General features: G+C 36.4%; 10 protein-coding genes and 1 riboswitch. Of the genes, 2 read left to right on the top strand and 8 right to left on the bottom strand.

The features are described from left to right. Positions 1–63 precede the first annotated feature (63 nt). A complete protein-coding gene (locus tag M0051_RS13155) occupies positions 64–1,152 on the top strand; it encodes a mannose-1-phosphate guanylyltransferase (protein ID WP_306741975.1) in 1,089 nt (362 codons plus the stop codon). A 70-nt stretch (positions 1,153–1,222) separates the two neighbouring features. Here M0051_RS13155 and gldN read toward each other — a convergent pair whose 3' ends face one another. From gldN to topA, 6 genes are all read right to left on the bottom strand, one after another. Then, positions 1,223–2,068 (bottom strand): gliding motility protein GldN, encoded by an 846-nt coding sequence (gldN, locus tag M0051_RS13160; protein ID WP_306741976.1) that lies wholly within the window; start codon positions 2,066–2,068, stop codon positions 1,223–1,225. Between the two features lie 15 nt (positions 2,069–2,083). Next, positions 2,084–3,643: a gliding motility protein GldM gene (gene gldM / locus M0051_RS13165; RefSeq protein ID WP_306741977.1), complete on the bottom strand. Its 1,560-nt coding sequence runs from the start codon at positions 3,641–3,643 to the stop codon at positions 2,084–2,086. 24 nt (positions 3,644–3,667) lie between these two features. Further along, entirely contained in the window at positions 3,668–4,621 is a 954-nt protein-coding gene (gldL, locus tag M0051_RS13170) for a gliding motility protein GldL (protein WP_306741978.1), read from the bottom strand. A 46-nt stretch (positions 4,622–4,667) separates the two neighbouring features. After that, positions 4,668–6,002 carry an SUMF1/EgtB/PvdO family nonheme iron enzyme gene (locus tag M0051_RS13175; RefSeq protein ID WP_306741979.1) on the bottom strand — a complete coding sequence of 445 codons (1,335 nt, stop codon included), beginning with the start codon at positions 6,000–6,002 and terminating at the stop codon, positions 4,668–4,670. Positions 6,003–6,047: 45 nt separating this feature from the next. Further along, entirely contained in the window at positions 6,048–6,980 is a 933-nt protein-coding gene (locus M0051_RS13180; protein WP_306741980.1) for a type IX secretion system membrane protein PorP/SprF, read from the bottom strand. A gap of 374 nt (positions 6,981–7,354) precedes the next feature. After that, complete coding sequence (topA, locus tag M0051_RS13185) at positions 7,355–9,778, bottom strand: type I DNA topoisomerase (protein ID WP_306741981.1); 2,424 nt, start codon at positions 9,776–9,778, stop codon at positions 7,355–7,357. 203 nt (positions 9,779–9,981) lie between these two features. On the opposite strand from topA, the gene M0051_RS13190 reads away from it, so the two are divergent. Continuing rightward, a complete protein-coding gene (locus M0051_RS13190; protein WP_306741982.1) occupies positions 9,982–12,396 on the top strand; it encodes a transglycosylase domain-containing protein in 2,415 nt (804 codons plus the stop codon). 148 nt (positions 12,397–12,544) lie between these two features. Further along, positions 12,545–12,747, top strand: a riboswitch (cobalamin riboswitch). A gap of 195 nt (positions 12,748–12,942) precedes the next feature. On the opposite strand, the gene M0051_RS13195 is transcribed toward M0051_RS13190, so the two are convergent. Next, the gene (locus tag M0051_RS13195; protein WP_306741983.1) at positions 12,943–13,338 is read right to left on the bottom strand and encodes an HU family DNA-binding protein; all 396 of its coding nucleotides are present in this window, start codon (positions 13,336–13,338) and stop codon (positions 12,943–12,945) included. Positions 13,339–13,561: 223 nt separating this feature from the next. Further along, positions 13,562–14,935, bottom strand: a complete 1,374-nt coding sequence (gene radA, locus M0051_RS13200) for a DNA repair protein RadA (protein ID WP_306741984.1) — start codon at positions 14,933–14,935, stop codon at positions 13,562–13,564. Positions 14,936–14,976 lie beyond the last annotated feature (41 nt).

The following is a 14,976-nucleotide window of genomic DNA, read 5'->3' on the forward strand; positions in this document are numbered from 1 at the left end:
TGAATTGAGTTTTCTGTATTTTAGGATATCTAATATTTATATGCATATTATTAATAATTAAATATGAATCCAAATAGCTACTGCGTAATAATGGCAGGTGGAGTTGGCTCTAGGTTCTGGCCATTGAGTAAAAATTTGCGACCAAAACAATTTCTTGACATTCTTGGAACAGGTAAAACTTTAATTCGTCACACCTTTGAAAGGTTTGCTTCGATTTGTCCGGTAGAAAACTTTTTTGTGGTTACCAATGCCATTTATAAGGATTTGGTATTGGAGCAAATTCCTGAAATGAAAGAGGGTCAAGTTTTATTAGAGCCTCTAAGAAGAAATACAGCACCTTGTATTGCTTATGCGAATTATAAAATTTTAAAAAGGAATCCCAATGCTTCCGTAGTTGTTACTCCAGCTGATCATTTAATTTTAAACGAAGTTAAGTTTTTGGAGGTTTTAAAAGAAGGAATCAATTTTGTAAGTAATGAGGATAAACTTCTAACATTAGGAATGCAGCCAAACAGACCTGAAACTGGATACGGTTACATTCAGGTTGGAAAAAAATCAGTAGAGAAATCTTCAGATATTTATCCGGTAAAGACATTTACCGAAAAGCCACATTTAGATTTGGCAAAGATATTTTATGAGTCTGGAGAATTTTTCTGGAATTCGGGAATATTTTTGTGGTCGTTGCAAGCCATTCAGAATGCATTCAATAAGTTCTTGCCTGATGTAAATGCATTATTTGATTCAATTCTTGAGGATATTGATACTGCACGAGAACAAGATGCAATTGATAATATTTATCCTGAATGTCAGAATATCTCGATTGATTATGGTATTCTTGAAAAATCAGATAATGTATATGTATACTGTACCGAATTTGGTTGGTCTGACTTGGGAACCTGGGGGGCAATGTATGAACATTCTACAAAAGATGATAATCAAAATGCCATTCAAGGAGAAAATGTAATGTTGTACGAATCGAAAGATTGTTTGGTAAATGCACCAAATGAAAAGTTGGTTGTTGTACAAGGTTTAAAGGATTACATTGTTGTAGATACCGACAAGACACTTCTAATTTGCCGTAAGCGTGATGAACAGGAGATTCGAAAGTTCGTGAACGATGTAAAAATAACAAAAGGAGAAGAGTACATTTAAACTCAATATATCAGCAAAAGAAAAGGACCTCAATTTGAGGTCCTTTATTATTTTGAATGCTTATTAAATTCTACCATTCCCAAAGGTCATGCTCATATTCGAAAATATTGTTCTTAATTCTTTCAGCTTCTAGCATCGAATTAATACCAACTGTATATTCGCTAATTCCTCGGTTGTTGTGTACGTTAGAGATTTGAGTGATGTAGCTTGAAAACCTTCTTTTCATGAATAAATCATCAAAAGAATAACGAGCTGCATCGTTAAAAGGATTAAATACCTCGTGTGTTGCTAGCAATGGCCTTGCTTCTGGAAAGTAAATCCAAAATAGCTGTTTCTTTTGAACGCCATCCATTGCTGTATCTCCATCTTTTACATACTCACGAATTGGGCAAATACCAATAATTCGAACTTGCATGGTTGAAGTTTGCTTATCAAAGAACCATTGCTCTTTTACCATATAGCGCTTTACATCATCGGTGTGCATTTCTCCAGGAATAATTACTGGTTCCAATTCACCGGTTAGCCTGTTGCGTTGCATAATGGTATCAGCTTGAGCATCGAATTTTGCATGAATTTCGTCCAATGTCATTGGCTCTTTAAATTCATCATTGGTTGTTGAATAGGCAGTTAAACCTTCATTCTCGATGCCGTACATCAATAAATCAATTAAGCTATAACGATCGTCTTGTGGAGTAGTTGGATAATACATAGGAAGGTTCATTTTCTCCCTTAAATCAACAATTCTCCAAACCAATTTCGACCACATTACATCCGATTCACGAATGTTTGAGAAAGGAATTGGTTTACGATTCTTAATGTGATTTTTACTGTACACACTGGTTGCTTTTGTTTGCGACATTACATTCGCAGAACAAAATAGTGCCAGACCAATTAATAGTAATAAGCTTTTTTTCATCGTATGTAAATTTTATTACTCTATTCTAAATACAATAGCAGGTAGATTTCTGGTAACACCATCGGGACCTACCGCCCTAATGTCTTCGATATAAACTTTGTTATTTCTTCTCAGATTTCTGAACATTTTAATTTGTTCAGGAGTGAAGGTATCCGTTCTTGAGACTTCATCAACAGTAAATCCTTTTTGGATGGTTGATACAGTAAAACCAGTGATTTTAAATGTCAAATCAAAATCAAAATTGTCCATTACAGCATCAACTCCTTGTTGAGCCAATAATAAATTCTTCTTGATTTTACCACCACTCTTGTCTGCAATCTTGGCAACAGGATCAGGAATAGGTTTCACTCTGAAATCAACCGTTCTTAGCGGTCTCCATTCTCCATCAAAATTGGCTTCGACTAAAACTTTTGCATCTCTTCCCACAACTTGTGGCTTTGCAATATACGTGTCATCACTTTTTTTGATTAAGCGGCCATTTTTATTTGAAATTGATGCTCTAATTCTGTCTGATGTAAAACCAGGTGCCGAAACACTAACAGGATTATCAACTCCAACATAGAATACATTCATTTTGGTAGGAGAAACCACTACGTTTGGTTCTGCTACTGTATATTCTGCTTTAAACTGCTTTCTTATCTCTCGCCCAGAAGGTGTTCTAAATACTAATTCTCCTCCCCAAGTTTTTGCACCAATTTCATTTGCTTTTACCTTATAGACACCTCTTTTTTCTTTATTAAAGTTCTTGTCACTAAGTTTTCCAGCACCATTAATAAATATTGTAGGGTTTTGCGTAGTGTCTACTGCCGCTAAGAAAATTTCCGCTTCGTAAGTATCACCTTTCAATACATAACTTGACTTTGCAATAACTTCAGCTTTTAAATCATTAAATTTAAATGATTCCGCTTCAATTTGATTATACAGATAGTTTACAATGTCTGATTCTGTATTTCTGATATCCGATTGCATTTTTGATAGAAGCGTAACTGCTCCTACCAAAGGAGTATGATTAAATAGTTTGGATTCCCAGGAGTAATTGGGATCTCCTTTTTTACTTTTCTCAGGTTTTGAAGTATCTAATGTTTCTTGTATCGCATGATACAGTGTTGAATCTTCAACAAGATTTAAGACGTGTGTTCTGTATGATACAATTTCAGCCTTCAGTTGTTTTCCTTTACCTCCAACTAACATGACTTCACCAGGTACATCAATATTATCACGACTTTTGATATTCTTCATATCATATTCTGGTCCATCAGCTTTCTCAACGATTTTTTCTTTTAATTCCTGAATAAAGTTGAATAAGCTATCAGATTTGGCTTTAATAACTTGAGCCTTATCCCATGATTCCTCTACCTTATTTCGGTTGGCCTGTAAAGCCATATCAAAATCAAGGTAAGTAGCTTGAGTTTTTTCTTCAAAAGTCGATATGGTTTTTGATAAACCATTATCAATTGTTGTAAAAGCGTCCAGTACTTCGTTTGATACATTTATCGCCAACATTGCTGTCAGAAATAAATACATCATCCCAATCATCCGTTGCCGTGGCGTTTCTTTACAATTACTTGCTCCCATTTCAGCTTAGCTTGATTGTTAATACTAGTTCTTCTTAGAATGATCCATTGCACTTAACATGTTACCGTAGATGGTATTTAATGCAGATAGATTTTGATTCAATTGTTCAGTTTCTTTGCGATAAGTTTGTGCATTCTCTAATGTTGCAGTAAGAGTTTGAAGTACCTTATCTAAATCCTGATGTACATTTTTGGCATTTTCCATCTGCTGATTACCTTGCTTTAATTGCAATTCGTAAATCGCATTCAACGATGAAAGATTTTTGTTCATTGCCTCCATTGAGGTATTGAAATTGCCACTGTTTTCAGAAATTTTACCAAAGTCATTCTGTAAGGATTGATCGATTTTCTGATATGAATTCAATAGGTTATTACCTGACTCGTTTACTTTATCAGCAAATTCTTTTCCTGAATTTTCAACAGAAGAAGCTGCATTTTGGTATGAAGCACTTAGTTGATTTGCAGAATCAGAAAGCTGCTGTGTAGTATCAGCATATTTTCCCGAAAATTCCCCAACAGATTCTGAAGCTTTTTGCACGGTTTGAATGTATCCATCAGTAGCTGTAGCGGCATCTGAAAGATTTGACAAACTATCAGCAGCATTTGTAAGCTTAGCTAGGCCTTGGCTTAGGTGTGACAATTTATCAGGTTCAACACTAATTTTTTCAAGTAGTTGTTGCAACTGCTCTAAGCCTTCAACTTGAACGCCGCCACCTTTTACCATTTGTTCACGTGGCTCTAAGCCAATTAGTTCAGGATATACCAAACTCCAATCTGGTTGTTCGTGTGGTGGTTCAAATGCTGAAAAGAAGAAAATAATTGCCTCAACAGACATACCTACTGATAGAAGTAGGCCTGCATAAGGGTAATGCATAATTTTAAATAAGGCACCAATTAGTACGACGGAAGCCCCCCAACCATACACGTAGCCCATAAATTTTTTCCATCTCGGAGATTGTACCAGTTCTGTAATATTCATGTCGGATTTATTGAATAGGTCTAAAAATAAATAGTTAATGAGTAGATTATCTACCTAAATGAGTTCTCACACAGCGGAAACCGATATACGATTTTGCAGTATCCTGATATTCGTATGTTCTGGTTGCGCATTGCATAAAGTATCCAATGTCTTTCCAGGATCCACCTCTAATCACCTTTCTTTTCAATGCTGGAGGATCATCAGGAAGTGCATTGTATTCATAATTCGGGTTCATATCGTGTGTAAAAGAATAGGCTGATTCATCGTAAGCTCCGGAAGTCCATTCTGCAACATTACCTGCCATATCGTAAAGACCATACTCGTTAGGTTCGTAGCTTCCAACAGGAAGAGTAACCAAACCACCATCGTCTACATAATTACCTCGCAAAGGTTTGAAGTTAGCCAAGAAACAACCTTGATCGTTTCTGGTGTAATTACCACCCCAAGGGTACATGTTTTGTGCAATTCCACCACGGGCTGCATACTCCCATTCCGATTCGGTTGGTAAGCGGTAGTCCTGAACTGGATAATCTCCTTCAGCTTTAAGTGCTGAGTTGTGGAAACGAGTTCTCCAAATAGAGAAAGCTGTTGCTTGTTTCCATGATACCCCAACTACTGGATAATCATCATATCCTGGATGCCAGAAATATTGCTTTGTCCAAGGATCATTATATGAATAAGTAAAATCTTGAATCCAGCACAGCGTATCTGGGTAAATATTTAATGCTTCTTTCATGATAAAAGAAGATCTGTCTTCAATTTGTTTTCTACCACCTTTGTAGTCATCTACCATACCTTCGTACTCGCCCGTTTCGTAATTGTAACGGTTCGATTTTTTAGCCGCTTGTTGAAGGTCAACCCATTCGTACTGATATTTCAGTTTTCTGGTATCTATTTCTTTGTTGCGGAAAAATCTTTCATGCTCGGGAAGATACATTTCCTCAAGAATTTCAACATATTCTTCATCATTCCAATCCAATCTTTCTTCCCAGTTAATGAAAGGAGGATCGATAGGGTTACCATTGTTGTCTTCCGCAATTAGGAATTCTTCAAACTGTTGCCCTAATAACTGTCGTGCAATAGAGTCGCGCACCCAGTATACGAACTGACGGTATTCATTGTTGGTAATTTCTGTTTCGTCCATCCAAAATGATTCAACAGAAACAGTTTTTGTTGTTGCGTTCAGTGCCCAAGCTACGTCCTGGTCGTTTGGCCCCATAGTAAAACTTCCTCTCGGAATTTGTACCATACCGTAAGGTTTCGGCTCAAACCATTTTCCTCTCTGACCGACACCAACAAGTTCTCCATTTCCTGTGCGGCTTCCACACGATGATAAGAACAATAAAACAATTACACCTAGTGTTGTAAGTAGTTTATTCATAGTGGTTTTGTAAATTGTGCTAAAGCACAGATTTTTAATATTTTGTTATAAAAATCGAATACTCTTATATTTTTGATTTCGGCTTTCCAATTTCGTGTTGAATCTGTACGTTAACAGAAACTCATGAGATGCTTTTGCAATTTTCGATGTTGAAATATCATATGCATATCCAACTTGAATTCCATTATTGAATAATACACCTACCATTCCAACAATTGCATCATCAACTCTATATGAAACGCCTCCCCAAATCTTTTTATTGTATCGTAGCAAACTGTTTATATCAATTTGAGAAACAACAGCATCTGTTTTATAAAATACAGATGGCATAATTTCCCAACTTTCATCAAGATTGAAGGTATATCCGGCAGTCGCATAATAATGTCTTGCCAAATAGGTTTCTACCGATTCACTATAAGCAACAGAAGGCTCCGTGACATGCAATACGGAAACTCCGGCATAAAAGTTATGCGTTTGGTAAAAAAATCCCAATCCCGGATCGAAAACCATTTTACCTTCATCAATAGTTCCATTTCCTAAATCATCTTGAGCTGAAACATAATCATCTCCTTCAGGAACAAACCATTCACCTTTTAATGCATTGTTTTGTAATCCAAGACTTGCTCCAAAGTACAAAGAACCTGTGCTAAGTTTTTTCTCATAGGAGTAACTTAGTCTAAAACCAGTATTTTTTTCAAAACCCAATTCGTCTCTAACAATGCTTAATCCTAAACCATGAGTTCTGCCACCAAAACGAACAGGAGCACTAAGGTTTACCACCGTTGTAACGGGAGCATTTTCGAAGCCAACCCATTGTTGACGATTGATTGCTGATACAACAATATCCTTCTCGGCACCTGCATATGCAGGGTTTACGGAAAGGATATTAAACATATTTTGACTGAACTGAGGATCCTGTTGTGCCCTTAAAATCAGAGTACAACAAATAAATATTATGACGAAAAATGTTCTTTTCATGCAACTTTATATAGTTCAGTAATTTTCAAAAACTGTGAGGAGTAAAGTAAATAAAAATAAATCGTCCTTACAAGTTTTATCAGAGGTTCAAGTGCTTTTATCAACAATTTTAAGATGTCTATTTTTGAAAAATATTTAGCTGTCAAAATATTAAATTAAACAAATAAATTGTATAACTCATTATAAGTCTTATTAACGTATATGAATTACGTAATCTTTATTTACGATGATTTTATTATTTTGTTAATGTATTTTTATTTTTTTAATTCAAGCTTAACAATATAGTGAGCGTGATATAAAGGAAGAGTTTCTAGAATAGCAATAAAAAAGGGCTGTTCGTTGATTGGAACAGCCCTGAACTTTTTTTCAGAAATTTACTTTTTTGCCTTTTTGGCAGTTGTAGTTTTTTTCTTTGTCGTTGTAGTTTTCTTTTTGGTCACAGTTTTTTTGGCAGTTGTCTTTTTACTTGCTGCCTTTTTTGTGGTTTTCTTTTTAGGACCTTCTTTTATAATTTTCATACAATCTTCAAAGCTCAAAGATTTAGGATCTTCGATATCCTTTGCTAATCGAAAATTCTCTTTTTTGTATGAAATGTAAGGTCCCCAGCGACCGTTTAATATTTGTAAATCAGGATCTTCATCGAAAGCTTTGATGAATTTTTCTCTATCCTTCTTTCTCTTTTCTTCAATTAATTCAATAGCTCTCGGAAGATCGATTTCCATAGGATCATCTATATCCTTTTTAAGAGATGCGAATTTACCATCGTGACGCACGTATGGACCAAATCGCCCAATAGCCACAACTACCTTTTTATCTTCGTACAAACCAAGATCTCTAGGAAGTTTAAATAAATCAATGGCTTCTTCAAGCGTAATGGTTTCCAAATGTTGTCCTGGTCGTAAGCTTGCAAATTTAGGAGCTTCAGCTTCTTTATCTTCTGGCGTTTCTCCCAATTGAGCCATAGGACCATATCTTCCGATTCGAACCAAAATCACCTTGCCTGTTTTAGGATCTTCACCTAAAATTCTTTCACCTGTTGATCTTTCTGAATGTTCAAGTGTCTTTTCTACATTATCATGGAAAGGATTGTAAAACTTTCCAATCATTTCATGCCAAATCAACTTACCCAAGGCAATATCATCAAATTCTTTCTCTACATCAGCAGTAAAGTTGTAATTCATTACATTCGGGAAGTGCTCATTCAAGAAATCGGTAACCACCATTCCTATATCAGTTGGGAAAAGTTTTCTTTTCTCAGCACCAGTGATCTGAGTTTTTACTTCCTCAGAAATGTTGTTTTCCTTCAGGTTGATTACCTCATACTTTCTCTCAACACCATCTCTCGATTCTTTCACTACATATCCGCGATTTTGAACGGTAGTAATGGTTGGAGCATAAGTAGACGGACGGCCAATACCAAGTTCTTCCAGTTTTTTCACCAAACTAGCTTCGGTAAATCGTGGTGGACGATAGGTGAAGTTTTGAGTTGCATTCAAGAAATCTTCTGTAACAGGATCGTTAACTTTGACCATTGGTAATAAAGTTTCCTCCTGTTTTCCATTCTCATCATCGGTAGATTCCATGTATACTTTTAGAAAACCATCGAATTTGATCATTTCTCCAGTTGCGATAAATTCTTCGCCATTGGTTGATGCAGCAATTTTTATATTGGTTTTCTCCAATTTTGCATCGCTCATCTGAGAAGCAATGGTTCTTTTCCAAATTAGGTTATACAAACGAATCTCATTTGATTCGCCATTAATTACCTCTTTATTTAAATAGGTAGGACGGATGGCCTCGTGAGCCTCTTGCGCACCTTTATTTTTGGTTTGATATTTTCTGATTTTCACATACTCTTCGCCATGACGCTTGGTAATTTCTTCTTTAGCTGCAGCCAATGCAGTATCAGCAAGGTTTACCGAGTCAGTTCTCATATATGTGATATTTCCGGCTTCGTACAAACGCTGGGCAACGGCCATGGTTTGTGCTACCGAAAATCCTAATTTTCTACTTGCCTCCTGTTGTAAAGTTGAAGTAGTAAAAGGAGCTGCAGGTTTACGAATTGAAGGTTTCTTCTCAATATCGCTAACCTTATATTCTGCATTTTTACAACTTTCTAAAAATTGAAGAACTTCTTCTTTTGTAGAGAAACGTTTTGGATATTCAGCTTTTAAAGTTTTCTGATTTCCTTTTTCTTCAGTTATAAAGAAGTTGGCAACTACTTTGTAATAAGCTTCTGGTTTAAATGCAATAATTTCTCTTTCTCTTTCAACCAAAAGTCGAACAGCTACGGACTGTACACGACCTGCCGAAAGTTGAGGTTTTACTTTTTTCCACAAAACCGGGGAAATCTCAAAACCTACCAAACGATCTAATATTCTTCTTGCTTGCTGTGCGTTAACAAGATTATCATCAATATCGCGAGGATTTTCGATTGCCTTTAGGATTGCAGGCTTGGTAATTTCATGAAAAACAATTCGTTTGGTGTTCTCTTTTTTCAATTTTAACACTTCAAACAAGTGCCATGCAATAGCTTCTCCTTCGCGGTCTTCATCGGATGCGATCCAAACCGTTTTGGCTTCCTTTGCAAGTTTTTTTAATTCGGTAACTACCTTTTTCTTGTCAGTAGATACAATATATTTAGGTGTGAAATTGTTTTTAATATCAATCCCAAAATCCTTTTTTTCCAAATCCCGAATATGCCCAAAGCTAGATTTAACCAAGAAATCTTTGCCTAAAAATTTCTCGATTGTTTTTGCTTTTGCAGGGGACTCAACTATTACTAAATTCTCTACCATCTCGAATCTGTTCTTTGGGAAGTTTAGGTTAAAATTTTTTGCAAAGTAAAACAATAAGAGACCTAAGTTCAAAATTTTGTTGTAATTATTTTGATACTACCTTATTATAATGTAGGTCAAAAATCCAATAAAATGCCGAAAAATACGTCTTATATGTTAGAATTTAATTTGCTATTTTTACAGCTCATAAAAAATGCAGAAGTATGTCTGAAATCAATTCAAATATGGAAATAGATCCTAATGAAGAGTTTAATCCTGGTAATGAAGAGGTGTGCAGTAAATCTAAAATTAAGATTTACAAAAAACCATTGCTTATATTTTGGTCGATCTTTATTGTAGGACTTATTTGTGTGGTATTATTTTTTGCAGGAGTATCCAAAGGTACTTTCGGATTTATGCCAACATTTGAAGACTTGGAAAATCCTAAAAGTAGTTTGGCTACCGAAGTTTATACTGTAGACGGAGAATTATTAGGGAAATTTTATTTTCAAAACCGTTCTTTTATTGATCATGATGAGCTGTCGCCATATTTGATTGATGCACTGATTGCAACAGAAGATGTTCGATTCGAAAGTCACTCTGGAATTGACCTTCGAGGATTGGGACGTGTTTTTAAGGGATTGATAACTGGTGATAGTAGTGCTGGTGGAGGTAGTACCATTTCTCAGCAGTTGGCAAAAATGTTGTTCCCACGAGAGGAGTTCAAGAATAAATTAGATATCGTATTCCGAAAGTTTAGGGAATGGGTAATTGCAGTTAAGTTGGAAAGAAGCTATACCAAAGAAGAAATCATGACAATGTATTTTAACAAGTATGATTTCTTGAATCTTGCGGTTGGTATTAAATCGGCGGCGAATGTATATTTTAACACAACTCCTGATTCATTAAAGTTGGAACAAGCTGCTATGTTGGTTGGTATGGCAAAGAACTCGTCATACTACAATCCACTTAGAAGACCCGAACTTACCAAAGGACGACGAAATACGGTTCTTTCTCAAATGGTGAAGTATGGTTATTTGGAAAATCAGATTGCTGATTCATTAAAACAATTGCCTTTGGGAATCGATTACCAAAAAGTGGATCACAAAAGAGGTATGGCTCCATATTTCAGAGAGTATTTAAGAATGTCTCTTACTGCCAATAAGCCGGAAAGAAAAAGTTATCCTTCATGGAATATGCAAAAGTATGAACAGGATTCTTTGGAGTGGGAAATTAATCCTTTCTACGGATGGTGTAATAAAAATCAGAAAGCGGATGGAACACCATACAATATATATAAGGATGGTTTAAAGATATACACCACTCTGGATTCGAGAATGCAAAAGTATGCAGAACAAGCTGTGGAGGAACACTTGGGACTTGATTTACAGAAGGTATTCGACAGGGAAAAAGAGAATCATAGAAACCCACCTTTCTCGGATGATTTGAGCGATGAAGAATTCGAACACCAGATGGATCTTTCGATTCGCAGAAGTGAAAGACACCGTGTGCTGAAAAAGAAGGGCTTGTCTTTTGAGCAGATCAAAGAAAATTTCAAAAAGCCTGTTAAAATGAAAATATTTACATGGAAAGGTGAGCGAGATACCATTATTTCGCCAATGGATTCCATGTTGTATTACAAAGGATTTTTACGAGCTGGTTTCATGTCGATGGTGCCACAAACTGGAGAGGTAAGAGCTTATGTAGGTGGTCCAAATTACAAGCACTTCATGTACGATATGGTTACGCTTGGTAAACGCCAAGTGGGTTCTACCATTAAACCATTTTTGTATACATTGGCAATGCAGGAAGGTTTAACGCCTTGCGATAAAGTGCCAAATATTCCGCAAACTTTTATTTTGCCTGATGGTACTCCATGGACTTCACGAAACTCAACGAGTGCCCATAGTGGTGAAATGGTAACCCTTAAATGGGGATTGGCCAATTCGGTAAATAACATTTCGGGATGGGTGTTGAAACAAACCAATCCAGAAGCCGTGGTTGCAATGGCTCGTAAAATGGGAGTAGTTAGTCATATTGATGCTGTACCTTCTATATACTTGGGAACTTCTGATATTTCGGTTTACGAAATGGTTGGTGCTTATGGTACTTTTGCAAATAAAGGAGTGTATATCAAACCGCGTTTCATTACCAAGATTGAGGATAGCAAGGGCAATTTAATTGCTCAATCGGTTCCACGAAAAGCCGAAGTAATGAATGAAAGAACCGCATACCTAATGGCCAACCTGTTACAAGGTGTGGTTAGAGAAGGAACTGGTAGAAGATTAAGATTTAAATATCATCTGTATAATCCTATTGGAGGAAAAACGGGGACCACACAGAATCATTCCGATGGTTGGTTTATGGGAATTACCCCTGAGTTGGTTTCAGGAGTTTGGGTTGGTGCCGAAGACAGAGCCATTCGTTTTGAAACGATTACTTATGGGCAGGGAGCCAATATGGCCTTGCCAATCTGGGGATTGTACATGCAAAAAGTATATGCCGATGAAAGCTTAGGCATGAAAAAAGGAGATTTTGAAAAACCTCGAGGGGTTAATATTAACTTGGATTGTGAAGCTGTTAGCAATGATAATTCGAACAGCACCACTGAGGATTTTGATGATGAAGACTTCTTTTAATACAATTTTAAATAGAAGCTTATATGTATTATGCCGATAGATTTCTAAAGGAGTAAAGTGAGGGTAGAGAAACTGAACGACATTTTAGAAACAAATCGGTATAAAAATCAGATTTAAAATCTGTTGTAAGATCAAGTAATTTTTTTTAAAATTGTACTGCGATTCAGGTTCTCCGACAGGAGAATAATAGGGAATCCTGTTTAAATCAGGAGCTGTCCCCGCAGCTGTAAGTTCCGATTCAAATGTGAATCTGTGTTTTTAACAAATGTTCCACTGTTCCGATACTTCGGGATGGGAAGGAGTTGAAGACCGGAACAAGCCAGAAGACCTGCCTGGGTTATGGATTTTAGCTTTCGGGCATGAAAAGCGGAAAGATTCAGTTTATTCTTTCTATTCCGATGCTAGCAGATTCGGTACGCCAAGCCGATTCGAAAAAATTCATAGTAACTGTTTTACTATTGAGGATGTCTCGCCAAGGCATCCTCTTTTTTTCTTAAAAGTCTAGGAAAGTCAAACAGTCAAATGGTCAAAAAGTCGATATAATCATCATTTAAAATTCCTTGCCTTTATAAACTGCGTACCTGATACTTCAGTTTTTAATCTTTTACTTGGTCGAAAGGCAATTTTGGTACTTGTAATTTTTCGTGCAGTAACTTCCTCTACCGTATCGCATCCTTCCCCCGATGCATGAAGAGAGAAAATGCCCAAACCTTCCAAATCGATACTGCAATTTTCTTTTAATAAATCAGGAATTTCTGTTATGAAAGTATGTAGTACGCCCATAACATCCCCTTCGCTAAAAGTTGACATTAAGGCAATGTGCTCACACAGCTCCTTCATTTTTACGGTTTTTCGATTGGTAATTCGAGGGTAATACTTGTATTTTCCGCCACCTTTAACACCCGGACTTGCATGTTTTACTACTTTATATTCTACACTCATAACATTTGGTTTGGGGTAATTTATTGTGTTGTTTTAAAGAACTTATGCCTACAAATAGAAGCTTGATACCCCAAGTTATGAAATTATAATAGCTATTAAAAATAAATTTAATAGCTGTTAAAGTATATTTTAATACGTATTAAAAAATCAAGCCAAAGTTTGAAAACCCTTAAGTTCACAGTTTAGAATGTAGATTTTTTACTGTGTCTTCTGCAATTACTTGCTATCTGAATAAGGTTTGGAATACCTGGCCAACTTTGCTTACCAAATGCACTTTGATTTTAAACTTGGAGATATCCAAGCCTTTTAAGTTGTGTTTTGGAATAAAGATTTGTTTGAATCCTAATTTCTCAGCTTCGCTAATGCGTTGATCGATTCGGTTAACAGGACGAATTTCGCCTGATAAACCAATTTCGCCTGCAAAGCAGACCTCTTTAGGAATGGAAATATCGGTGCTTGAAGAAAGTATGGCAATAATCACCGCCAAATCGATAGCAGGATCGTTAACCTTAATTCCCCCGGCAATGTTTAGGAAAACATCTTTGGTAGATAGTCGGAAACCAGCACGTTTTTCCAATACTGCCAAAAGCATATTCAAACGGCGCAAATCGAAACCAGTGGATGATCGTTGAGGTGTACCATATGCAGCAGAACTTACCAGTGCTTGAATTTCAATCAGGAATGGACGCATGCCTTCTATTGAAGCAGAAATGGCTGTTCCGCTCAGGCTTTCATCTTCCTGCGAAAGCAACAATTCCGAAGGGTTGGAAACCTCTCTCAAACCTGTGTGCTGCATCTCGTAAATTCCCATTTCGGATGTAGAGCCAAATCGATTTTTAGTAGCTCGCAAAATTCGGTACATGTGATTCTGATCGCCTTCGAACTGAAGAACGGTATCGACCATATGCTCCAAAATTTTTGGTCCGGCCAAATTTCCATCTTTGGTAATGTGACCAATTAAAAGAACCGGAACTGCCGATTGTTTGGCATATTGTAGCAGTTGAGAAGTACATTCCCTAATTTGAGAAACGCTTCCCGGACCTGCCTCTATTCTTTCTGTTGCCAAAGTTTGAATAGAATCAATAACCACAATATTCGGATTGGTATTTTTTATGTGAGAGAAGATGTTTTCCATCGAGGTTTCGCTAACAATTAAGCAATTGTCGTTATCGGCATTGATTCGATTCCCTCTCAATTTAATTTGCTGTGCACTTTCTTCTCCCGAAACGTAAAGCGTTTTGTAGCTTTTAAGATGTAAAGCAATTTGAAGTGCCAAAGTCGATTTCCCTATTCCTGGTTCACCACCAATTAATATTAATGAGCCTGGAACCAATCCACCACCAAGAACACGATTCAACTCCATATTTTGGGTGTTGTATCTTTTTTCTTCGGAAGATGAAATTTCGGAAATCTTTAAAGGTTTGTTTTTGGAATCGCCATTTGAACCAACAACATTTACGTTTTTTGATTTTACAACAATCTCTTCTACAAATGTGTTCCATTCACCACAGGAAGGACATTTTCCCACCCATTTGGCAGATTCGACTCCACAATTCTGACAGAACCAGGCACTTTTTGTTTTCGCTTTGGCAACCACTTTGATACAATTAGCAATTAGTAATTAACAATGTGTAATAA

Source organism: Marinifilum sp. D714, from assembly GCF_030851345.1.
Classification (GTDB): Bacteria; Bacteroidota; Bacteroidia; order Bacteroidales; family Marinifilaceae; genus Marinifilum.

Excerpts from the sequence above, each read along its gene's own strand:
- M0051_RS13155 (WP_306741975.1), top strand. The coding sequence starts at position 64 with ATGAATCCAAATAGCTACTGCGTAATAATGGCAGGTGGAGTTGGCTCT.
- gldN (WP_306741976.1), bottom strand. The coding sequence starts at position 2,068 with ATGAAAAAAAGCTTATTACTATTAATTGGTCTGGCACTATTTTGTTCT.
- gldM (WP_306741977.1), bottom strand. The coding sequence starts at position 3,643 with ATGGGAGCAAGTAATTGTAAAGAAACGCCACGGCAACGGATGATTGGG.
- gldL (WP_306741978.1), bottom strand. The coding sequence starts at position 4,621 with ATGAATATTACAGAACTGGTACAATCTCCGAGATGGAAAAAATTTATG.
- M0051_RS13175 (WP_306741979.1), bottom strand. The coding sequence starts at position 6,002 with ATGAATAAACTACTTACAACACTAGGTGTAATTGTTTTATTGTTCTTA.
- M0051_RS13180 (WP_306741980.1), bottom strand. The coding sequence starts at position 6,980 with ATGAAAAGAACATTTTTCGTCATAATATTTATTTGTTGTACTCTGATT.
- topA (WP_306741981.1), bottom strand. The coding sequence starts at position 9,778 with ATGGTAGAGAATTTAGTAATAGTTGAGTCCCCTGCAAAAGCAAAAACA.
- M0051_RS13190 (WP_306741982.1), top strand. The coding sequence starts at position 9,982 with ATGTCTGAAATCAATTCAAATATGGAAATAGATCCTAATGAAGAGTTT.
- M0051_RS13195 (WP_306741983.1), bottom strand. The coding sequence starts at position 13,338 with ATGAGTGTAGAATATAAAGTAGTAAAACATGCAAGTCCGGGTGTTAAA.